Genomic DNA, 21,893 nt, shown 5'->3' with positions numbered 1-21,893 from the left:
AATTACGAAAATTATCTACAAAAAGTGTTCTGTTGAGATTAACAGTACAAAGCACAGCTAAATATAACCGTCAAATCGATCGTAATATTGATTTAACATTGCTCACGATCTCATTCTGATATGAATGACATTGACTAATACACTTTATTTGAATATGTTGTTTAATAAATATTAAACTAGCTACATAGGAATTATCTGAAAATGAAAGTCATTTATTTAGCACCTTTGATGCTTTTAGTATCACAGGTAGCTAATGCAAATTTAGAAAACCTAGTTATTTCTGACAATATCACAGAAAAAGAAAGAAAACGCATTAATGTGTGCTACAACAATGATCCTGCTTTCCAGAGCAATATTAACTACCTAGCAAAAAACCATAAGATTATGGTGACAAACAGCGTTTCTATTCTTCCAGAAAAAATCTATTCAATGAGTACTGCTGTATTTCTTATTGATAAGTGGTCTTATGCTGGTTCTGTTCAGTGTGATCTTAGAAATGAAGATGAAAAACAAGAATCTCACCATAAAAAACTAAAAGAAGCTCAAGCTAAAAATGATGAATTAGATAAAATTCAAAACAAGCGAGAAGCTGATAGGCAAAGAAAAATAGAGTTAGATTCTTTAGCAAGGCAAGCGGCTAAGCGACGTGAAGCTAATTTACTATTGCAACAAATGGAATTCCAAGCAGAGCGTGAAGCTAAATATAATCAAAAGAGGTCGCATGATCAAAAAATACTTGTTCAGAACAGAGATATAATAAAAAAATGTGTAAGAGATGATGAAATCCGCCTTAAAAAATTACTAAAGGATGCAGATATTGTTAACGTGGTGGAAAAGGTTTACATAGAACCTGGTGATATAATTAACCGTGAAGTTGTCGACAATATCGTGATTGTTGACTATGAGTTTCGTGCAAAAATAAAAAGTACAGTTGGGTCAACAAGCTATCAAAATGCTCAATTTATAAGTGATACTTCAATGCTAGATCGCCATAAAATAAATCTTTCCGTATCTTCAAACTCAACGGCAAAGATAGCCTGTAAAATCTAGTTATTTACTTGTGAATTGTTAAGATAAGGAACGTATAGAATTAATGTTTTTAATACCTACAGGCATCAAAGCCAATAGAAAAGTAAACCACGATACATATTTCCAAAATTCATTTTTACCCTTAAATTAAGATTTGACACTTTTCAAAAATACAACTATTGTCAATTACAGTAGTCAACTGAAGTTGACTCTAAGGTTTCTCAAGTCTTAATCCCAACCTAAACAAGGGGTTATAGATAAGGCTTAAAGATAGTTAATTTTCAAATCCCTATCTCTCCGCCACATTTAAAGCCCTGATTTATCAGGGCTTTTTTCGTTTCTGAGTCCCTGAAAACGCTCTGGTGAGTCAATCAGGTGAGTCAATGTATCTATATAAAAGTCGTCATTGCGTCTATTTCGTCCGCGTTTGTACCCCCAAAGCACTTGTACAACAAGGCTATCCGTTCGACTTTAAATTCAGTCTAAAAACCAAGTCTCGTCCTATTGCCATCAGGCGAAGTGCGCCCATTATTTCTCAAATTCTAAAATCCCTAGATAATGTGGATATATCTAGGGATTCACCTAAAGAAACCAAACAAGCAATACTGAGTTCTGTAGACTCACTCCGAAATTCATTTAACGACTCTGGGGTTGATCTTCACTCTTTTTCATCACAACCGGTCACTCACTGAGCAACTATCAATCTTTATGAATTAAACATGATCGGAAAATCGCAATCTTTTGGAAGCAGTGAATGAGTAATGGCTGAACCTTGGAGCACGGTTAAGGAATTACCCTCAGCAGAGCAGATTCTAATAAAATCTTCCACATAGTGACCCTGCATACACTCGGCGTAGTGTTTTTTAAGCCCGTCGATGTTCTTATATATTTCGTGGATCACATATACGATTCGATCTGTAGTGTCATTATTTTTAGGATCTAAAGGATGTTTTAGTTCTTTATGCTTTGCAACCGTATATGAAATCAAACCCCAAGGACCATGTGTGGTTTTTAGCCATTGTTTGTGCCTATCCCACATATTATCGGTTTCAACCTCCATTGCACTTATGACAGTTAATACAGTACAAACCGCTATGTTTCCTTCGTAACCTTCAGGATTAGATGGCAAAATACTTTTTTCATGCGCATTGCTTGCAGTACCTACAGAGGAAGTAAATTCGTTCTTTGGTGTTACTGATTCCATAATTGATCTCACTCTTTATGCCGTTGTGTATCGATAATAATACGGATACTATTGATGCTTAAATAGACATAGAATGGCACTATTATAGTGCCAAATTGGCATCGTAGATTTTGAGAGGAATAAAATGGATATCACAAGTCGACTACTCTTATTTCTTGATGTTGCAGAGCAAGGTTCTTACGGAAAAGCTGCCGAACTTCGTAATATTGATCGCTCAGTGGTTTCAAAGCAGCTCTCAAAGCTTGAAAAAGAACTTGAAGTCAGATTATTAAATCGTTCGCCTAGAACACTTTCGCTGACTGTTGCTGGTGTGGAAGTAAAACGAAGAGCTGAAGTATTACGTGACAGTTTAAGAAATACCATTCAGGTCGCGCAAAATTATCATACGGAGCCCAAAGGGCTCATAAAAATAACAGCTATCACCTCATTAGCTAAAAATATACTGCAACCTGTGATTGCAGAATTTCAAGAACGCTACCCTGAAGTGATTATTGAGCTTCACACAAACAACCGCATTGTCGATGTTATTGGAGAAGGCTTTGATATTGCTTTTAGAGCAGGCCAACTTCAAGATTCGTCAATGGTTGCTCGCCACTTAGCTAGAAACCGCTCGGTATTAGTTGCTTCACCTGATTTTCTGAGTAAATACGGTGACCCCCAATCTCTTGAAGATTTAGAACGATTACCTGCAGGGGGATTTGCAACAGAAACTTTTCGGGTCACTCAAATAAAATATATTGATAATCAAAAGCATATACAAACAATACCAATGAATTGTATTTATTTTGGAAGTGATATTGATTTTGTTGTTCAAATGGCACTAGCAGGTCGACTTTACTGTAAGATCCCTTCGGTTCATATCCAAGATGAAGTATTGTCAGGTAAATTGGTTCCCATAATGACTGATATCAAGTTGGCCTCTTATAGCTCGTTCTACGCAGTCTACCCACATCGTGAAATGCCAATGCGTACACGCTTGTTCCTTGATGCAGTGAAAGAACATATTGGTGAAGGAACGCCATGTTGGGAGTCAAATATCCCCGAGTTTGAAAAAATGTACGGTAACAACACCAGAAGCGAATGGGAACTGCCGTAAGTTGCGAAAGTTGTTGGTTGAGCGAACCACAACATGACTATTTATAAAGTTGTTAACTGAAAAGTAAACGGGGTCAGGTCTTGTTTTTTGCATAGGAGAGATCTTAAAAGCAATATGGTCACCTTTAGAATGCAGAGCAACTATAAGATCAGTGATGTGCGCACTATTGCGGGAGCGCTAAAAGGAGGCTCAGATTATGCGCTGATCGACTGGTTTAATCTCGATCAGCCGATCTCTGAAACAAGGCTAGTGCCTCTGCTGACGGATCATAAGCTTTCCGCTATGGATACAGGCATCTGCTACGCTATCTATCCGCACCGAAAACAGGCCTTACTTATCAGCGAATTTATTCAGTATACGCAGCATCATATTGGCTCTCCTGTAATCAGGGAAAGCCGTATTCCAAACGATAAAGACTGGTATCTATAGAGATCGCGCCCAAAGTCTGCGACTACATAGAGATGTTTACCATGTAACGCCCTGACATGGTTCCAATAAACGGCTATCGCCTGTAGAGTATGCACAGTTTGATCAACAGCTAATTGGTTAAAAGCAAAGTTAGTGTGTATTAAGAATAAAGGATAGATAGGTCGTGGCTGAACAAGTGCAAACTTCGCTCCGTGTTGCGGTTATTGGTGGTGGAATCGCGGGCTCTACGACTGCGCTACATCTTGCTGAACAGCGTATAGACGTCACTTTGATTGAGCAAAGTGATGGCTTAGTTAATGGTCCACCCATTTGTCATCTTCATGCTGGTGGTAATCTTTATCGAGAGATCTCTCAACAGCAATGTACAGCGTTACTTAAGCAGTCGATTGAGACAGTGCGTCTTTTCCCGTATGCCGTGAACGCACGACCTACGGTTATTGCAACACCACTTACTGATAGTAATGAGCCAGAGGCCCTACTGCCTCGCCTTTCTGTTATCAAACAAAGCTATCAATCCTTGGTCTCACAAGACCCTCTAAATGCCGTATTAGGCGAGCCGGACCAGTATTACTCGCAATACAGCCGTAAACAATTAGAGGCGCTTCGTGACCACAAGCAACCCAACAATCCATCGAGTCATGACGACTGGATGATTCCCTTTGCTCAATTCGTTGACCTAGATAAGCTCAAGTATCCCGTTGTGGTTGTTCAAGAGTTTGGCCTGAGCGTTTTTCGTCTTGCAGCCAGTGTCACCCTCACTCTAGAGCATCATCCTCATGCTCATTTGAAGATGGGATGTCGCTTGGAAGAGGCGCGCTATGAAAATAACCAATGGCATTTAACCTACCAACCAAAACAGGGCGAGAAGCAACACGTCGTTGTGGATTATCTGGTGAATGCCACAGGGTATAAAACAGGCACTATAGATGACCTGACCAAGCAGTCACAAAAGCGATTCGTGGAGTTTAAGTCTGCATTCATAACGCACTGGGAAAGCAGTGGCATACACTGGCCTGAGGTAATTTTCCATGGTGAGAGAGGCACACCTCAAGGCATGGCGCAGCTAACCCCGTATAGTAATGGGTACTTTCAAGTCCACGGTATGACCGAATCTATCACCTTGTTTGAAAAGGGCTTGGTAGCAAGTGAAGAACCAAGCTCACAACCTCGATTGCCATCAGAGCTTGAGGCCAAAATCACTCATGGATGGCCTGAAACGGCGATTCAACAGCGTACCCAAAATGCCATTGGACATATGAGTCAGCATATCCCCACCTTTTCAAAGGCAACCGTGGGCGGAAAACCCCTTTTTGGTGCTCAGCAAATCCCAGGGGAAGACCCAAGTCTGCGCGTCGCTGATGTCTCATTCACCCAAAATAACTATGCACGGATTGAGCTAGTAAAGGCCTCATCGGCCTATCAGGCAGCACGTAAGATTAAGCAACAGTTGCAAGATTTAAGTAGTGCTGAACAAACTTTAACGGCACCTGAGATGAGTTCTGGAATCACTATCGAGCAGGCCCATCCATACTTATCAGCTTTATCCTTAGAGAAGATAGAGCTGCGAGCTAAAGCATTGGCGAGAGACAGAGGCTACCCAGAAGCCCTAGCAATTCAAACTGGGACGGCTTCCGATAGTTGATAGTTTGGTTGGTGAGTTATTTAGAGGCCTGTTGCGACCAGAGTTGAGAGAGTGCGGATCGTTTAGGTGATCGCGCTGAGAAGTTTTGGGTAAAACGAATTACAAATCAAAACACATTCTGATTTTTCAGACTGCCTTGGGTAATTCAGCAGACATAAAGGTGGCTAAATTCACTATGCCACTACAAACCGAATTTATTGAACCAAAAAGAACGGCATCGGTTTGAAAATCATCACCATTCATATATGGAACAAAAATACAGAATAGCAACCAAAAGTATCATAAAGAAACATGCATCGCTTTACTTTGGTTATATATGGTACTAAAGTGCATATTAATGGTATTTACTTTCAAATATGACACATCAGGTAAAATATGAATCCCAAACTCTTCCAACTTCGTAAAGAACTACAGCATATATCAGCTAATATGGAAGAAATACTCTCTGATATAGAAGATGCATCAAATTCACCTGTTCCCTCCTATTCAATATTTGATAAAGAACTACTTATCAATGATTTACGTGAGAGAAAGAAAGGCATCTCTTATGAAGATCTAGAATTACAGACAGATATATCTCGTTCTACATTGATGAGGATAATGAAAGATCCAGCAAATACTTCACTAGAGAATTTTTTAGTTGTCGCGAACGAATTAGGAATGAAAATTTGGATCGAAAAGTAAAAGTGCTGCTTTACGGTGAGTTTTGTGGTGTTTTAACTCAAAGTGCAAATGGTTATGTGTTCGAGTATGACAAAAACTATCGAGGTCAATCTCTATCGCTTAGCTTACCAGTGAGTACACGCCGATTTGAAACTGAACAACTACATCCGTATTTTAAGAGTCTGGCACCTGAAGGCTGGCTTAAGAGGAGTTTCTCTGAGCAACAGAAAATTGATGAGCGTGACATATTGGGTATGTTAATCGCCAATGGTTATGATCTGCTTGGAGCTGTACAATTAATGAGGCTGGATGATGTATCCTAGTGATAGAAGCTTAATAAGTCTTGCGCTACTTGATAGCAATACTCGCTATCAAGATGAATATTTACGATCAGAAGTAAAAGAACTATTGGGTTCTAGCCGAAACAAAATGCAACTTCCCTTTACTCGTGAAGACTTTTTAATCAAAGGCCCAATAAAACAGAAAGGCATGAGTATATCGGGCTATCAACCGAAGTTATCGTTAGCACTTGATGCAGATGGTTTGTTAAACATGGTTGAGCATCAAGCGCAATTTATCCTTAAACCTTCGCCACAAAATTTCCCAAATCTCGCGGCTAATGAGCACGCTACCATGCTCGCTATGAAGCAATTAGGCTTTGATCTACCACCATTTGGTTTGGTGCGCTTTAAAAGTGAATTATCCGGCGGTGAAGTTGCATTTTTAATTCGTCGTTATGATCGTCAGCTATTTGATAAAGATGTGATTCATCAAGAACAACTTGATGGTGCTATGGGAGTAGCAGAAAAATACGGCAAGATTAAAAATGATGACGAAGGCTATATTAGCTACGAACAAGCTTGTCTGTTTATGATTAGAAATATAGATTCAAGCCTTGCGTTTAAGCGTGAGCTTTTCAACCGTGTTTTAGCGGCCTATTTTCTAGGTAATAACGATCTACATCTTCGTAATTTCGGCTTGTTACACCCGCTAGGCCAAAAGGCTACGCTCGCACCAGTGTATGATTATGTTTCAGTTGCGCCTTACAAAGGTTATATCGCAAATGAAAATAGCTTAGCGCTACCGTTACTGGCTGAGGAAGAAGGCAACAACAATACGTCAAGTGGCCAACATTCTCACTGCACTTATACCGGTTATGATTTTTTGAATTTTGGTGAAAAGATTGGATTGAGCCGAAAGTTGGCTCAGAAGTTGATTACGACTTTGTTAAAACAAAAGAATAAAATCAAATGTATCTATCAAGATAGCCTTATGCCGAAAGCAGATGTAGATAAAGTCTTGGAATGGATTGATAGTCGTGAACATTATTTGCAAGTAAATCAACATGTTGATATTTGATAACTTCCATTTCAGATAAAGGTTTTGTACGGCGCCTCTCTAATAAGAGGAGTCGCCGCTCTAGAAGACTGGACGAATCACTATCTAAAGTGCATTTTCATTTGCATCTACATCACCACGTAAAACCTACAGTCACAGTCGCCACACTCTCATCATATTCACCAAAACGGTCTTCAAATTTATCTGCTTCCCATCGGTGCTCTGCCACTTCAACGTCTAGGTAAAACATTTTCCATGTTGAATGTACGCCTGCGCCGTATCTGGCTGTTCCGCTAGCCAGTAGATCTTTGGCGGCTTGCTCGTCGATAATTTGCAGCTCGTAGCCTATTAGTGCATACGGTTTGATTGTGAAATCTTGGCCTAAGTGAAACTTCCAACCGGCTTCAAGTTCAGTACCGACAAAGTAACCGTCATCACTGTTATATTGTGGCGTATCTTGCTCGATAACAGAGTCACCTTTACCTCCATATAGAGAACCACCAAATATCTCACCATTGTATCCGAGCTCAACAATTGCGGTATCACCTTGAACGTTACTGCCATGCGAGGTGCCGCCACCAACGTACCAATCGGTATTGGCCAATACGCTGGTTGAAGTAAGTAATGCTAGAACAGATACAATGTTAGAGATTGTTTTCATTTGATCTTTCCTCATACAGATTCTTTGCAAAATCAGAGCTTAGGGTCTTGTTGTTGAGCACAAGATACCTATGCCATACCCTGCAATCAAAGATCGAATATGCATACCTGTTATGTGTTCAGGTAATTTGATAGGAGTTCAGAAGTAAAGAATTTAGGGGATATGAATAAGGTAAACAGCAATAGTACAAAATGCCTTTATGCTCCTGCATTGTTTCATCGATAACCATAATGAAAAGCTTTAATCCACATCCTGACAAAATCGAAATAAATAACCGTCAGGTGTTTGAACAATAAACTGTTTTTGCGTGATCACAGCATGGCCACATTGATATTCCTTTGACTCCATAGCCAAATAGATTGAATCCGCGGCCCTTGCTCTAACGTTGCCATACAGTGCCTCTATATCAGTCACATCCCACTGAAAGTTTATGCCTCGTCCTAGTGGAAAATCTAAACGGCCCGAAGTCCATTTGCGGCTATTTCCTTTGAGACCTTCTAGCATCAAATCAACACCCTCACAGGTAAGGTAGGCAAAGTCTTCTTCAGGACGCTCGTACTTCACCGAGAAGCCTAATACGTCGATAAAATAAGATTTACTGATGCTCATATCGAAGCAATACAATTCTGGTACAACTCGTAGTGTCATAATCGCCTTATTCGCTTATCGCTGATGTCTGCGTAAATTAAAACAAGCAGGCCTATGTTCCTCATCCCTACTCCATACGCTCTTGTTCAATAACCAGCCTCACTTGTCGCTCAAGCCACGAAATCAATGCTGAATTCGTGTACTTGGTATGAAAATAACAAAACACCGTAAAAGACATTTGCTCTCCGTTTACTATAGGGGTAAGCGCTTTTAAATTTGGGAAGCGTTTTAGAGGGAACAAATCGGAGTGCGGCATAAAGAAGTCGGTATGCTCTATTACATCGACCACGGCCATCACAAACTCAGAGCGAAAACCTACCGTTGGTGTTAACCCTTGTTCTTTCATTACATCTGCGGCCAGTGTTTTATTGTCATTCCACCCCGCAGTATGAATGGATGCTATCGCAAATGGCTCTAGCACTTTTGGCGTTACTTCGCTGTGAGTTAGAGGATGATCTTTTCTGACGATAACCCGGCTATTAAGCTCTACTAACGCTCTGGCGCTGACGCTTTGAATTAGCTTTTGCTCCATACTGATACCAAACAAAATCTCGCCGCTGCGGATATCATTTAATGTTTCTTTGTTCCACCCGACGAGCTCTATGGTGGCATTGGGAGCAACCAGTTTTAGATGTTGAAATAGCGCGCCAGATAAAGAGGTCAACACAATTGGCGCTACTGCTATTTTTAATGCGCCGCTTAGCTCTGCTGCGGCAAACTCGGTTTTTTCATTTAATACTGTAGCTAAGCCATCTAAAAATGGCGCTATCTTTTGCGCCAAATCGACCGTAAATGGAGTGGCGGTTAGGCCTTGCGGCGCTTTGACAAACAGCTCATCTTGAAAATGAAACCTTAACTTTTGCAGAGCCTGACTAATGGCGGGCTGGGAAACAAACAGTCGCTCTGATGCTTTACGCATATTGAGCTCTTGGCTCAATACTAAAAATGTTTTGAGCAGATTAAGATCCAGCGTATTAAAACGATCTTTTGCCATTAGTTTTCCCTCTCAATGGACTGTGTGCGATGTCATCCCTCTCTCATTTCACAGTAAGTCATTTCTATTTTTACAACAAGGCAGTTCGAGTAATTCTATATACTAATAAGCTGCAACTATCAGCCACATTAGCACTGCTAATTAGCCTAATAACGGGAATAAAAACACAATAGCGCAGCAAAGCAAGGAGCTATTGAGAAGAAAGGATTGGTTTTCCCCAGTTAAGGCTAAGCATGAAAAATTTAATCACTACTGTTACCACCGTTATTGCATTCTCATTACTATCGACCGCTGTTCAGGCGAACATGTCTGAGCCAGCTCATCGTGTTGGCGTGGGTTACAACAGTACTAACACCTCGGAATGGTTAACAAAATCCGACAAATGGGGGGATGGCATTCGACTAGAATACGGTTATGAGCTTAACGAGATACTTGGCATTAACCTTTCTTACTCGCAAAACAAAGACACCTTTTTACTTGCTGAGCACACTACAGATCTTGACGGCTACAATATTAAAATCGATACCGATATTGGTTATAAAATCCATATGAATGGCTTTGCCATTAAGCCTTACGGAATTTTAGGGTTGGCTCGACAATCTGAAACTCGAACACTAAACAGTACGAAATATCGCTTCAATGAAATTAGTTTTGTGACTGGCGCAGGCCTCAGAGCAGATCTCAATCAACACCTGTACTCGGACTTTCGATTTGATTTCTCGCGCTACGATGATAACGAGTATTACACTGTCTCTTGGACACTTGGTTACCTGTTTTAATCGCCCCGTCGCACCTATGATCCAACACAATGCTACGACCAAAGCCACTGCTTATGCTGTGGCTTTACTATTTTCCTACACTGAAAATTTGAATCACAATAAAATGTATTGATATGTTAATATGCACGTAGATTGGTAACAAATCCTAAGGATGGGACGTGCGAAATCAACAGTGGCCAAAACAACTGCGACGAAAACAACAGCAAGGCTTTACCTTAATAGAGTTAATAGTGGCACTTGTCATTGTCGCAACACTGGCGGTAGTGGCTGCACCGCGCTTTCTTAACTTCTCAAACAATGCCTTTGAAGCCAGTATCAAAGGGGTTGAAGCCGCTCTAGCATCCTCACTTTCTTTTGCCGATGCAAAAATTGCCATCGACAATGCAGACACCTCCATTGACTACCAAGGTCAAACCATTTCACTGACCGGTGGAATGCCAGCTGCCAGCGCAGGAACACTGCGTGCACTGCTTAATATTGAAGTTCCCCCTTCATGGACGCGCAATTGGCAAACCGTTCCTTGTAGTGAACCTGAATTTTGCATTTTAGGGAATATGTTTCCCGGCAAGAATGGTTATGTTGCGGTGCCAGATTATCCTCTGACGCAAAATGGCGGACAAGATCGTGCCTCTTATATTTGGCCAAGAGGCTATGTGCTGAAATCCAATGGTTGCTACGCGTTTTATATTAATGAAGCAACTAAAGGCGTTTATTATTCTGGTTCCATTGTCGAAGGTTGTTAAGCTTGGAGGTTGAGCGGTTAAACTCTGGCGACTAGTAATACCTAACCATGATTACCACCGATTAAAACCCCACAAAACAAGCTACAAACCAATTACACTAAGACCCCACAAATGCAACAAGGTGACTAACCTCCGATATTTGCAAATCTGCCCTGTTGTGCAATTTATTTCCTATACAGATCATAAAAAGTACATAGCAACAAACGTACTATGAGGGCAGTCATTAGCATAAAGGAGTGGTTATGTTTTATGTGCACATGTTGTTACTTTTAGCCGTTATATTTGTCGGGATCCGCTATGGCGGTATTGCGTTTGGCTTGCTTGGCGGATTGGGCGTTTCTGTTCTCAGTTTTGTATTTGGTATTGCGCCGGGTCAACCGCCTATCGGGGTCATGCTGATCATCCTTGCTGTAGTTGCCGCATCCGCCACACTTGAAGCCACTGGAGGCCTCAAATTATTGGTTAAATATGCTGAGATCCTGCTAAGGAAACACCCTTCAAAAGTGGTCTTTTTAGGGCCGTTATGTACCTATTTCTTAACGGTATTGGTCGGCACAGGTCACTCCGTCTACCCTCTATTACCAGTAATATACGATGTCAGTATAAAGCGTGGTATTCGCCCTGAAAGACCGATGGCTATCTCAACCGTCGCCTCTCAAATGGGTATTACCGCTAGCCCTATTGCGGCGGCAGCGGCGGTAGTTATGGCAACAGCGGCAAGTAATAATCTGGATATTACCTTAGGTCAGGTATTGCTAGTCACTATTCCTGCAACGCTTACAGGCGTTCTTTTAGCCGCCACTTGGAGCCTTAAGCGCGGTAAAGATCTTAGCGAAGACCCTGAGTTTTTAGAGCGTTGTAAAGATCCTCAATTTAAAGCGCAACTTATCGATACCAGTGAAACAAGCACCCACACAAAAGGGGCACACGAAGACAAACAAGCAAAACGAGGCTTAACCGTATTCTTGCTTGGTATCCTCACTGTAATTTGTATTGCGATGTTTGGTAAAGATATTGGCTTGCTACCAAAAGGGGTCAGCACCTCAACTGCGCTCCAATTTTTGATGTTGTCAGTAGGCGCTATCATTTTGCTTACCACCAATGTTGACCCGAAAAAAATCGTAAAAACTAACGTCTTTATCGCAGGAATGAGTGCGGTCATCATCATCTTTGGTATTGCCTGGATGAGTGACACCATCATTGCGCACAATAAACCATATATCATTGGTTTGGTTGAAGATATCGTGCAAACACATCCGTGGACCTTTGCCATTGCGATGTATGCATCATCTGTGTTTTTGAAGAGTCAAGCGGCCGTGCTCACCATCATGTTGCCGCTTGGCTTTGCGTTAGGGATCCCAGCCGAAGTGCTTATTGGCGTGCTACCCGCTTGTTACGCTTACTACTTTTTCCCATTTTACCCATCCGATCTGGCGGCCATCACCTTTGACCGTTCAGGGACAACTCAGATAGGTAAATATATTCTCAACCATAGCTTTTTAATTCCAGGCTTCATTGGTGTGATTAGTGCAACCGCTATTGGCTATGCATTATCCATCGGCATTTTGCCTCTTTGGTTGTGGGCGATAGTGGTTGGCGGACTTGCTTTTGCGGTAAACGGTTATATGAATCGTCTTAGCTCAAAAACATTGGAGCTAGCGTAATAGCGATGCATTAAAAAACGCACTTAACTAGTGCGAGACACAGCAAAACGGATACTCCATAACAAGAAAACCCGAGAGCTAACTAAGCTCTCGGGTTTTTTATGTATTATTAGAGCACTGAGTGATTTCTCGTTGTCTTTACAAGAGCTTATCTGCGTTTTCCTATTCTAATTAACTCTCTTCTCACACAATCTATATGCACTTGATTTCTTTTAATGGTGCATCTTTCATTCACTCAATAAGACTCGTATACTACAAATCACTTGTCGGAGTGCCATAAGGCTGAGACCGTTAACTCGGGATCCGTTGAACCTGATCAGGCTAATACCTGCGAAGGGAACAAGAGTAGAGATTTTATCAACACAGATCTCTATCCCCAGATCACAACTTTATCTAAGCTGTGTTCTTTCTTGTTGCGTCAAATCCGCCAAGCATTTTATACCAATCACTATGATTAAATGATCAGAAATAGCGCAGAGTAAACGCTTGATAGTAACGCTAGATTTTTGAGTAACTCGTTGTTCTAAAATCAAAATTCACAGTGTCACCGTCATGAGTTTTGACCCGCTAGACTGATTAGTTAACGACTGCAATTGGTGTTATTACCTTTAATTATTGGAAAATGCTATGTCGAACCGTAAACAAACTAGGCTAGAAGCGAAACGATTTATTGATTCACTGTCTGTCCAGCCCTACCCCAATTCAAATAAACGCTACATTCAAGGTTCACACCCGGCGATACAAGTGCCAGTGCGTGAAATTTCCCTAGCCGATAGTTTGGTAGGCGGAAGTAAAGAATCCCCTATCTATCAAACCAACGAGCCTATTCACGTTTATGATACCTCGGGGGTGTACACCGACCCTGAGCACACTATTGATTTATATAACGGCTTACCAAAACTAAGAGAGCAATGGATAACCCAACGTCAAGATACCGAATATCTTGATGGTGTAAGCTCCAGTTACACCAAAACTCGTTTAGAAGATGACACCTTAGATGAGCTTCGCTATGGAAACCTACCTAAAGTCCGCCAAGCAAAAGCGGGCAATTGCGTCACCCAGCTGCACTACGCTCGTCAAGGCATTATCACACCAGAAATGGAGTATATTGCGATTAGGGAAAATATGGGGCGTCAAAAATTTGCTGACGAGCAGCTAAATCATCAACATGCAGGGCAACATTTTGGGGCAAACTTGCCTAAAGAAATCACCCCCGAGTTTGTGCGCCGAGAAGTAGCAGAAGGACGCGCTATTATTCCGTCCAACATCAACCACCCAGAAGCAGAGCCTATGATCATTGGTCGTAACTTCTTGGTTAAGGTTAATGCTAATATCGGTAACTCTTCGGTAAGTTCATCTATCGAGGAAGAAGTTGAGAAGCTGGTGTGGTCTACCCGCTGGGGCGCAGATACAGTGATGGATTTGTCCACAGGCCGAAATATCCATGAAACGCGCGAATGGATTTTGCGTAATAGCCCAGTGCCGATAGGTACCGTTCCTATGTATCAAGCGTTGGAAAAAGTAAACGGCGTCGCCGAAAACCTCAACTGGGAAGTGATGCGCGATACTTTGATTGAGCAAGCAGAACAAGGCGTTGATTACTTTACGATTCATGCCGGTTTGTTGCTACGCCACGTGCCGATGACCGCCAAACGTGTCACCGGCATTGTTTCGCGCGGCGGTTCTATTATTGCTAAGTGGTGTCTGGCCCATCATCAAGAAAGCTTCTTATATACTCATTTTCGTGAAATCTGTGAAATCTGCGCCAAATATGATGTTAGCTTATCTTTAGGAGACGGACTTCGCCCAGGTTCAATCGCCGATGCCAATGATGAAGCGCAATTTGCCGAACTGCGCACACTAGGCGAGCTCACCAAAGTGGCGTGGGAATATGACGTGCAGGTGATCATCGAAGGTCCGGGACATATCCCGATGCATATGATCAAAGAAAACATGCAAGAGCAATTAGAGCATTGCCACGAAGCGCCATTTTATACGCTTGGCCCTTTAACCACCGATATTGCACCGGGTTATGACCACATTACATCGGGCATTGGAGCGGCATTAATTGGTTGGTATGGCTGCGCAATGCTTTGCTATGTCACGCCCAAAGAGCATTTAGGCTTACCGAATAAAGAAGACGTAAAAACGGGGCTTATTACCTACAAATTAGCCGCGCACGCAGCCGACCTTGCCAAAGGTCATCCGGGCGCGCAAATTCGTGATAATGCCTTGTCAAAAGCACGCTTTGAATTCCGCTGGGAAGACCAATTTAATCTTTCATTAGATCCTGAAACAGCCCGCTCTTTTCACGATGAAACGCTTCCACAAGAATCTGGAAAAGTCGCTCATTTCTGCTCAATGTGCGGCCCTAAATTCTGCTCAATGAAGATTTCACAAGAAGTGCGAGAATATGCCAAAGACTCTAAACAAGTTGCCCTAGATTCCGCTCTAGAAATCAAAATGCTAGACAACCCGCTCGAAGGAATGCGCCAAAAATCCCAAGAGTTCCTAGACTCCGGCTCCGAACTCTACCACCCTGGGGTCAGGTCTTGAAATTTGCAGCCAAAAGCTAATTTAAATTAAACAGCCCTAATTCATCCCCAGTGACAAATCATCACTGGGGATGCGGCTTTTATTACAGCGTTAACGATAAGTTCAGACCAATACCCGCCTGAGTTTCATCTGCATAAGAGCCTGCAATATCAATATGCACAACATCAAACGGACTTAGACCAATACCAGCGGTAATGCTGTCTTTAAAGTTTCCTTCCAAATCATGCTCATAACCTACGCGAAGCTGAGCCCAATTAAATAGGTTCCCTTCTACGCCAGCGCGTACAAACTGAGTATCATCGGTGGTAATGTGTTTAAACCTTGTTTGCTTATTCAAATCACCATCAACCGCAACCGTGAAATACTCAAGTTGGTAAGCCACACCCATCGCAATGTTTGGGTCAACTTGATAGGTGTGTGAAGTGCCTGATATTGGCGCAGTTTCAATCTCATTGCTGATCAAGTTCTTAGCACTAAGACCGACAGACAGCGCATGCCACTGATATAAAAAGCCAACATCTAAATTAAACACGTTCTCTGTGTTCTTTGAGTCATCGTAATCACTCAATTCAAAATCATCTAAGCTGCTTTTTGAATAGTAACTATGTAGCTGCTGAAACTTTGGTGAGAAACCAACCGACACGCGATGCTCGTCAAACGAGAATTGTTTTGCTAACGTCACGCCAATATCCATAACGCCCACGCCAATTACTGATGCTTCGGCGCTACGGTAAGCTTGCTCAATGGTAGCCCAATCTGAGCTGTTTATTGGTTCTGCATCCACCATGGAAACCACGTTCACGTAGTTTTGACTAAACAAAGCCACAGATACCGCCTCAAAAGGAATCGCCACCGCAATCCCAACACTTGCTTCTGCAAACACTGGTGCATTTTCAGCAACGGCATTAAAAGTATCGGCGAACTTGTCGATATCCTCTTGGTTACTGTTTTCATTCAAGTTATCTACGTTATCTTGCAAGTCGTTAATATCAGACAAGGTATCATCTTGATCCAAGGCTCTCACGCCAATAGAAGGAAGCAAAATACCAAAGCTATCGCTTTCTTTACTATTTGCCAGTAAAGCTGGGTTAATAAAACTCGCCGATAAATAGTTACCAGAGGCCACTCCTGTGCCACCCATAGCGGTTGTACGTCCATCTGCATAATAATTGCTGGCATGCGCTAGGTTAGAAATGGCAAAAAGCGCACCGAGTCCTACGCCAACTTTAGTTATGTATTTCATTGATATCCCTATAATTTTAATTATGAATTAATTTCTTTGTCTGTTATTCAAAATACTATTATTTCAGCATTTAATGCTAATTGATTCATATGATGAATATCAAAGTTGTGATGAATCTATCAGTGATGCAACAAAAAACGATTGCACCCATATGAAAGTTTTCTTTCATTCAAACTTATCGAATGCCCAGTAGATCAAGCATTGAGGCATGGCGAGCATTTAAACCGCCTGCAAATTTCAAGACCTGACCCCGCACTTTCCCGCTGGTGAAACGGGGGTTTTCGTGTGTGAAAGGATGTTTTTGGTTTTTATGACTTGGGTTCGCTTTATATTTTTTGGGTTCTATTAATATAAGATCTGGTTTATTTAATTTCCCTTCTATATAAATTCAAAGTTCTTCATCAACGTCGTGATGCATATATTAAATAGATTATTATGACGTCTTTGATTAGCTCATTTATTCTCTGCTTATTATTGAGATATTATTATGATTGACGACTACTACTTTTATTTGACTGCTATTCCAGCGGTTCTGGTCTACGGCATTGGCAAAGGAGGATTTGGTGGCGGATTGGGGGTGATCGCCGTGCCTCTTATCGCTCTGACTATTCCTCCCTTTCAGGCGGCTTCCATTTTGTTGCCTATTTTGTGTGTCATGGATATCTTTGCCGTAAAACATCATCACAGAAACTGTGACTACAAAGAGCTGAAGATGATTTTCCCGTACGCATTTATTGGCATTTTGATTGGCTCGGTGATCATGGGAGTGGTATCGGACAAAGTGGTAGAAATCAGTATCGGCGCGGTGTCACTGCTATTTTGCGTGCAATATTACTTAATGGGTCCTGCCAAAAGTTCGGGCAAAATCTCTTGCGGTATCTGGAGTACATTATCAGGGATTTCTAGCACTATGATTCATGCCGGTGGCGGGCCAATTAGCATTTATTTGCTGCCTAAAAACCTGAATAAGATGGTGTTAGTGGGCACTATGGCGGTGTTATTTGCCATTATGAATCTGATTAAGCTGATTCCTTACGCTTACTTTGGTCAATTTGACTCACAAAATCTGCTGACTTCACTGGTGCTTCTTCCTCTTGCACCAATCGGTGTGAAACTTGGCGTATATTTATTAAATATTGCTTCACAACAACAAGTGTATCGTATTTGTTATTTCCTACTGCTACTTTCTGGCGCTAAATTATTACATTCTGGCTTAATGGGATAAGCCTGTTTTTTAATATTTAAGTTCAGACTGTAATCACTTAGTAATTAAATACTCTTCCAAAGAAAAACCCCAAAGGCTAATTTAGCATTTGGGGTTTTATTTATTGGTTCACTGTCTATCTATCTTGTTACTCTAAGACAAGAACACCTAAGTTGATACTGTCTTCTAGCACCAGTGACGTTTCATACTGGCCTTTCGGATGAGAGACCTTAATCGTGTATGGATCAGGGCTTTCAGTTAAGTCATCAAACTTAAAGTCACCAAAGTAATCGGTATTAAGATCAGCAATCTTGTTACCGTTTTGGCTTAGACTCACAATCGCAGACTCTACACAATCAGACACTCCATCAACGGTCATAATGACCGAACCTGCGATGTGCTGCTTATTGAAGCGATGTAGGTTTTTATACCAAATTCGAGGGCGCGTACCGTGCTCTGGATGAAGCACTTGCAAGTTATCACGCTTGGCGGTTTCTTCCATTTCTTGGTCACTGGTTTTCACTGACTGCAATGCGCCTGTTGCACAAGACTGCACGCAACGTGGCTCTTTCCAGCCGTTATCTAGTAAGTGCGCATCAAAGAACCATTTTTGCGGTAGCGATAACTCTTCGTTCCACCAAATGTGCCCGTAAGGACAGGTTTTCACTAAGCGCTCTTGCCCTTTCGCTTTAATAGGATCGATGATCACAATCCCGTCATCACGTTGGTAAATCTCACCATTTTTCGCCGCTTTCACACAAGGCGCATCTTTACACTGGTTACACATTGTCGGTAGGTAAGCAACGTCTACTAATGAGCCGCTGCCTCTTTCTCTGCGTTTAATGTCAATCCAGCGATGTCCGTGACGAGGTTGCTCTTCGGTGTAACCTGGGAAGCTGTTACCACAATATTCATCTTTGTCGGCCATGAAACAGTTGTTACAGTTTTCGCAGCGCTCTACGTCTACGATCAGGTTCCAAGTTTGGATTACTTGTTGATTTTCCATAATTACTCTCCCTCCCATACACGGATATTCACTAAGCAAGAGTTACATGCAGTTGAGTGTGACTTTTTAATAATTGGACGGCTTGGGGTTAATGTATTTACCGAACCGCCGCGATCTGGTGAGCGTCCTGGTTCGCCAATTGGCTCATAGAGCGCCGAAGATTCATAAGAGTGCACCGTACCTGCTGGTACGCGACTGGTAATATGGGCGGCACATAACACAGAACCACGATCATTAAATACTTCAACGATTTGGTTATGCTTAATACCACGGCTCTTCGCATCAGCGTCATTGAGACGAATGATCCAATAGAAGTACCCATCAATCTCAACGCGGTGATCATGGATATCATTGATATAAGAATCCTTGCCGTCCATCATGGTGTGGAAGCTGTATCGGCTATGCGGAGAAATCATCTGTAATGGATATTTCTCGTATAACTCACCCGAGTGTGGCCCTTCCCAAGACGGAATGTACTTGGTCATGATTGGACGCTCAGGATCATCAGGAGCAAAGCGTTTTAAGCTGTTACAGACAAATTCAATCTTGCCACTTTGAGTTTGTAGCCCCTCTTTAAAGCCTTCTTTATATTCAGAAGGAAGCGGGTTCATCTCTGGCACATCTTTCTTACGCCCTTCGTAATACCAGCGCCATGACACAGGATCTCGGTGCTCTTCTTTCGGTGGTGGCACCACGTAGTAACCGCGTTTTAAGAATTGCTTCCAAGAGATCTTGCTTGGTAAATCCGTACCATTAAATAAACGACGTACCCACTCAAGCTCCGAAGTACCTTCACTGTAGTAAGCCCCTAGACCTAGCTTAGAAGCAATCATGCGGAAGATTTCGTAGTCAGATTTAGACTCACCTAACGGTTCTATACACTTATGCTGAATAGTCACAACGCGGTGGTTTACCTGCGTATAACAGTGATGGATATAACCGCCACAGTTCGCAAACTCACCAATATCCCAACGCTCAAAGTTAGTACAAGCAGGAAGAATCACGTCCGCAAATTTCGCTTCACCTTCTAACCAAATAGATTGGTTGACGACCGTTTCTAGATTCGGGCTGCGATACATGTGCGCGTAGCGGTTTGAATCGTTCATGGTGCCAAAGTGAGAGCCACCGTATTTGTAGTACATCTTAATCGGAGCGTGCCCTGGAGCTGGGTATTTAAACTCAAAGAACTGCCCTTCAATCGACTTAGTATCCGTTGGGTAACCGGTTGTTTTACCCTCTAAGATCGCCTCTGGGATCTTCAGTCTTGGCACCACTTGTTTAACCGTATTCATGGTCATCACTTGTGGCATACGCTGATACATGTTCACGCCAACGCCTGTGCCTTCATAGTCACCGGACAAACCGCCTTCTGAGTAACCAGGGAAGAAGAAGCGCGTATCCACTGGCGTACCTTGTTGCAAACAACCCATGTTTACGCCCGGCTTACCAATGCCTTGCATCGCCATCAAGCACACCATAGAACGTGCCCACTCAGCGCCCGTTGCACTGCGACACGCAGAGCCAAAGCCTTGAATACCACCAGCAGCTAGATAAACGCGTTTTGAACCCCATTTTCTTGCGAGTGCACGTACATCATGTGCTGGAATTCCCGTTTCGTCTTCCTGCCACTCTGGCGTTTTCGGAATGCCATCTTCGTTACCCAACACGTACTCTTGCCACTCGGCAAAGCCTTCGGTTTTATCAGCGACAAAGTCTTTATCGTATAGACCTTCTTTCATCCATACATAAGCAATCGCAAGCGCCATGGCATTACTCGTAGAAGGCTTAGTGCCAAACCATTTACCGCCAAGCAGGGCTGCGGTGTGGTTGTAGAATGGGTCGATATGCACAAACTCAATACCGAGCTGTTTTGCCCACAGGCGACGCTGCGTCCCTTCCATAGCGCCATATACGCCACTGGTCGATTCAGGATCTGCTGACCAAAATACGATCATATCCGTATGTTGCAGAGCATCTTCTACCGTTGAATAGGTATCTGGCGCGCCAAGACGAATTGAATTTCCCCAGTGGTGCATTGCGCCCCAATAGAAGCCTTCCCAACTGTCTGGGTTATGCGCCACATAAGAAGTACCAATAGTATTAAAGAAGCGTGGACGAGCCGATAGCCAGTAGCCTAAGTTACCCCAAGTATGGTGCGAGCCAGAACCGTTCATAATCGCACCCGGTCCAAATTCTTTTTTCACGCGCACAATTTCTTTTGCCACTATGTCGGTAGCTTCTTCCCAACTAATGCGTTCGTAGCCTGAAATGCCACGGTTTTGCGGGTTACGCTCGCCATCTGGATCAAAGTCGACACGCTTCATTGGATACAAAATACGATCTTTTGAATAGATGGTAGATTTGATGCCTTGCGTGTGCGGACTTACCGTCACTTTGTTGGTTGGCGTAAACTCTTGACCACGGGCTTTGATTGTCCATGGTTTAGCATCATCCTCAGCCAAATCAATTGGCGTAATACGAATGATTTTATCGTCTTTTACAAAAACAAAAACCGGACCGCCATTGGTATTGTTTACATAACGCATCGTGCCATCTGGCATTGGCGTACCGTATTTCACTTGGTTGTCCATAATAGCGCCAAGAATATCGGTGAAATGCACCACTACGGTGTCATCTTTCTTGCCACAAATATCAACTTTAAATAGTTTTGCTAGATCAATCACATCTTGATAATCGCGCCACGGCACCATCATCTTCATCGCATCTTCTGCTGATTCAAATGTCATGACCACATCACAATTAATATCTTTTTTTGATTGTGATCTTACTTTACCGTTATTAAATTTAAAAACTCGCCCAACATCTGACGTTCGAATACAAATACACGCCGTAAAATCTTTTTGAGAAACAAGGGCTTTAAACTTTCGGTCTTTTTTAGTTAATACATTTATTGTATGGGTTAAACCAAATAAAATTACTTTTAATTGTTTATCTGCTGCGATATTAGGAATCTTCATCCAATTACTCCACTAA

General features: G+C 42.3%; 19 protein-coding genes and 1 riboswitch. Of the genes, 12 read left to right on the top strand and 7 right to left on the bottom strand.

From position 1 onward, the window contains the following. The first annotated feature begins 201 nt into the window (after positions 1–201). Positions 202–1,050, top strand: coding sequence for a hypothetical protein (locus QV280_RS04010; protein WP_152821776.1), 849 nt, complete (start codon positions 202–204; stop codon positions 1,048–1,050). 685 nt (positions 1,051–1,735) lie between these two features. Here QV280_RS04010 and QV280_RS04005 read toward each other — a convergent pair. Further along, a complete protein-coding gene (locus tag QV280_RS04005; protein ID WP_152821774.1) occupies positions 1,736–2,233 on the bottom strand; it encodes a hypothetical protein in 498 nt (165 codons plus the stop codon). A gap of 124 nt (positions 2,234–2,357) precedes the next feature. On the opposite strand from QV280_RS04005, the gene QV280_RS04000 reads away from it, so the two are divergent. The 6 genes from QV280_RS04000 (at position 2,358) to QV280_RS03975 (ending at position 7,422) form a co-directional block, all read left to right on the top strand. Beyond that, entirely contained in the window at positions 2,358–3,329 is a 972-nt protein-coding gene (locus tag QV280_RS04000; RefSeq protein WP_152821771.1) for a LysR family transcriptional regulator, read from the top strand. Between the two features lie 129 nt (positions 3,330–3,458). After that, entirely contained in the window at positions 3,459–3,758 is a 300-nt protein-coding gene (locus QV280_RS03995) for a hypothetical protein (protein ID WP_253912588.1), read from the top strand. Positions 3,759–3,921: 163 nt separating this feature from the next. Beyond that, entirely contained in the window at positions 3,922–5,400 is a 1,479-nt protein-coding gene (locus QV280_RS03990) for an FAD-dependent oxidoreductase (RefSeq protein WP_367869610.1), read from the top strand. A 375-nt stretch (positions 5,401–5,775) separates the two neighbouring features. After that, positions 5,776–6,084 (top strand): helix-turn-helix domain-containing protein, encoded by a 309-nt coding sequence (locus tag QV280_RS03985; protein ID WP_152821768.1) that lies wholly within the window; start codon positions 5,776–5,778, stop codon positions 6,082–6,084. Next, positions 6,069–6,386, top strand: coding sequence for a HipA N-terminal domain-containing protein (locus QV280_RS03980; RefSeq protein ID WP_152821766.1), 318 nt, complete (start codon positions 6,069–6,071; stop codon positions 6,384–6,386). Before QV280_RS03985 ends, QV280_RS03980 begins: the two co-directional genes overlap by 16 nt. Further along, positions 6,373–7,422, top strand: a complete 1,050-nt coding sequence (locus tag QV280_RS03975; RefSeq protein ID WP_152821764.1) for a type II toxin-antitoxin system HipA family toxin — start codon at positions 6,373–6,375, stop codon at positions 7,420–7,422. Before QV280_RS03980 ends, QV280_RS03975 begins: the two co-directional genes overlap by 14 nt. A 112-nt stretch (positions 7,423–7,534) precedes the next feature. Here QV280_RS03975 and QV280_RS03970 read toward each other — a convergent pair whose 3' ends face one another. The 3 genes from QV280_RS03970 to QV280_RS03960 form a co-directional block, all read right to left on the bottom strand. Continuing rightward, complete coding sequence (locus QV280_RS03970) at positions 7,535–8,062, bottom strand: hypothetical protein (protein WP_152821762.1); 528 nt, start codon at positions 8,060–8,062, stop codon at positions 7,535–7,537. Positions 8,063–8,302: 240 nt separating this feature from the next. Next, positions 8,303–8,710, bottom strand: coding sequence for a bleomycin resistance protein (locus QV280_RS03965; RefSeq protein ID WP_023402817.1), 408 nt, complete (start codon positions 8,708–8,710; stop codon positions 8,303–8,305). A 67-nt stretch (positions 8,711–8,777) separates the two neighbouring features. Beyond that, complete coding sequence (locus tag QV280_RS03960; protein WP_152821760.1) at positions 8,778–9,704, bottom strand: LysR family transcriptional regulator; 927 nt, start codon at positions 9,702–9,704, stop codon at positions 8,778–8,780. Between the two features lie 233 nt (positions 9,705–9,937). Between QV280_RS03960 and QV280_RS03955 the strand changes: the two genes are divergently transcribed. The 4 genes from QV280_RS03955 (at position 9,938) to thiC (ending at position 15,446) form a co-directional block, all read left to right on the top strand. Next, entirely contained in the window at positions 9,938–10,483 is a 546-nt protein-coding gene (locus QV280_RS03955) for a porin family protein (RefSeq protein ID WP_023402819.1), read from the top strand. A 158-nt stretch (positions 10,484–10,641) separates the two neighbouring features. After that, a complete protein-coding gene (locus tag QV280_RS03950; protein ID WP_152821757.1) occupies positions 10,642–11,226 on the top strand; it encodes a type II secretion system protein in 585 nt (194 codons plus the stop codon). Positions 11,227–11,468: 242 nt separating this feature from the next. Beyond that, on the top strand, positions 11,469–12,890 hold the full coding sequence (locus QV280_RS03945; protein WP_152821755.1) for an anaerobic C4-dicarboxylate transporter: 1,422 nt from the start codon (positions 11,469–11,471) through the stop codon (positions 12,888–12,890). Positions 12,891–13,147: 257 nt separating this feature from the next. Beyond that, positions 13,148–13,246, top strand: a riboswitch (TPP riboswitch). Between the two features lie 271 nt (positions 13,247–13,517). Further along, positions 13,518–15,446 carry a phosphomethylpyrimidine synthase ThiC gene (thiC, locus tag QV280_RS03940; RefSeq protein WP_152821753.1) on the top strand — a complete coding sequence of 643 codons (1,929 nt, stop codon included), beginning with the start codon at positions 13,518–13,520 and terminating at the stop codon, positions 15,444–15,446. Positions 15,447–15,528: 82 nt separating this feature from the next. On the opposite strand, the gene QV280_RS03935 is transcribed toward thiC, so the two are convergent. Then, a complete protein-coding gene (locus QV280_RS03935; protein ID WP_152821751.1) occupies positions 15,529–16,689 on the bottom strand; it encodes a conjugal transfer protein TraF in 1,161 nt (386 codons plus the stop codon). Between the two features lie 487 nt (positions 16,690–17,176). Between QV280_RS03935 and QV280_RS03930 the strand changes: the two genes are divergently transcribed. Further along, positions 17,177–17,914, top strand: a complete 738-nt coding sequence (locus tag QV280_RS03930; RefSeq protein WP_152821749.1) for a sulfite exporter TauE/SafE family protein — start codon at positions 17,177–17,179, stop codon at positions 17,912–17,914. A gap of 127 nt (positions 17,915–18,041) precedes the next feature. Here the strand turns inward: QV280_RS03930 and QV280_RS03925 are convergent, their stop codons facing one another. Together QV280_RS03925 and QV280_RS03920 are read right to left on the bottom strand one after the other, a co-directional pair. Further along, the gene (locus QV280_RS03925; RefSeq protein ID WP_152821747.1) at positions 18,042–18,899 is read right to left on the bottom strand and encodes a 4Fe-4S dicluster domain-containing protein; all 858 of its coding nucleotides are present in this window, start codon (positions 18,897–18,899) and stop codon (positions 18,042–18,044) included. 2 nt (positions 18,900–18,901) lie between these two features. Then, entirely contained in the window at positions 18,902–21,877 is a 2,976-nt protein-coding gene (locus tag QV280_RS03920) for a molybdopterin-dependent oxidoreductase (RefSeq protein WP_152821745.1), read from the bottom strand. Between the last annotated feature and the right edge of the window lie 16 nt (positions 21,878–21,893).

Source organism: Vibrio sp. B1Z05 (genome assembly GCF_052955985.1).
Note: the sequence above shows the minus strand (reverse complement) of the source record. Positions and strands in the feature narration are given on the sequence as shown.

Coding starts and splice junctions, on each gene's coding strand:
- QV280_RS04010 (WP_152821776.1), top strand. CDS start 202: ATGAAAGTCATTTATTTAGCACCTTTGATGCTTTTAGTATCACAGGTA.
- QV280_RS04005 (WP_152821774.1), bottom strand. CDS start 2,233: ATGGAATCAGTAACACCAAAGAACGAATTTACTTCCTCTGTAGGTACT.
- QV280_RS04000 (WP_152821771.1), top strand. CDS start 2,358: ATGGATATCACAAGTCGACTACTCTTATTTCTTGATGTTGCAGAGCAA.
- QV280_RS03995 (WP_253912588.1), top strand. CDS start 3,459: ATGCAGAGCAACTATAAGATCAGTGATGTGCGCACTATTGCGGGAGCG.
- QV280_RS03985 (WP_152821768.1), top strand. CDS start 5,776: ATGAATCCCAAACTCTTCCAACTTCGTAAAGAACTACAGCATATATCA.
- QV280_RS03975 (WP_152821764.1), top strand. CDS start 6,373: ATGATGTATCCTAGTGATAGAAGCTTAATAAGTCTTGCGCTACTTGAT.
- QV280_RS03970 (WP_152821762.1), bottom strand. CDS start 8,062: ATGAAAACAATCTCTAACATTGTATCTGTTCTAGCATTACTTACTTCA.
- QV280_RS03965 (WP_023402817.1), bottom strand. CDS start 8,710: ATGACACTACGAGTTGTACCAGAATTGTATTGCTTCGATATGAGCATC.
- QV280_RS03960 (WP_152821760.1), bottom strand. CDS start 9,704: ATGGCAAAAGATCGTTTTAATACGCTGGATCTTAATCTGCTCAAAACA.
- QV280_RS03955 (WP_023402819.1), top strand. CDS start 9,938: ATGAAAAATTTAATCACTACTGTTACCACCGTTATTGCATTCTCATTA.
- QV280_RS03945 (WP_152821755.1), top strand. CDS start 11,469: ATGTTTTATGTGCACATGTTGTTACTTTTAGCCGTTATATTTGTCGGG.
- thiC (WP_152821753.1), top strand. CDS start 13,518: ATGTCGAACCGTAAACAAACTAGGCTAGAAGCGAAACGATTTATTGAT.
- QV280_RS03935 (WP_152821751.1), bottom strand. CDS start 16,689: ATGAAATACATAACTAAAGTTGGCGTAGGACTCGGTGCGCTTTTTGCC.
- QV280_RS03930 (WP_152821749.1), top strand. CDS start 17,177: ATGATTGACGACTACTACTTTTATTTGACTGCTATTCCAGCGGTTCTG.
- QV280_RS03925 (WP_152821747.1), bottom strand. CDS start 18,899: ATGGAAAATCAACAAGTAATCCAAACTTGGAACCTGATCGTAGACGTA.
- QV280_RS03920 (WP_152821745.1), bottom strand. CDS start 21,877: ATGAAGATTCCTAATATCGCAGCAGATAAACAATTAAAAGTAATTTTA.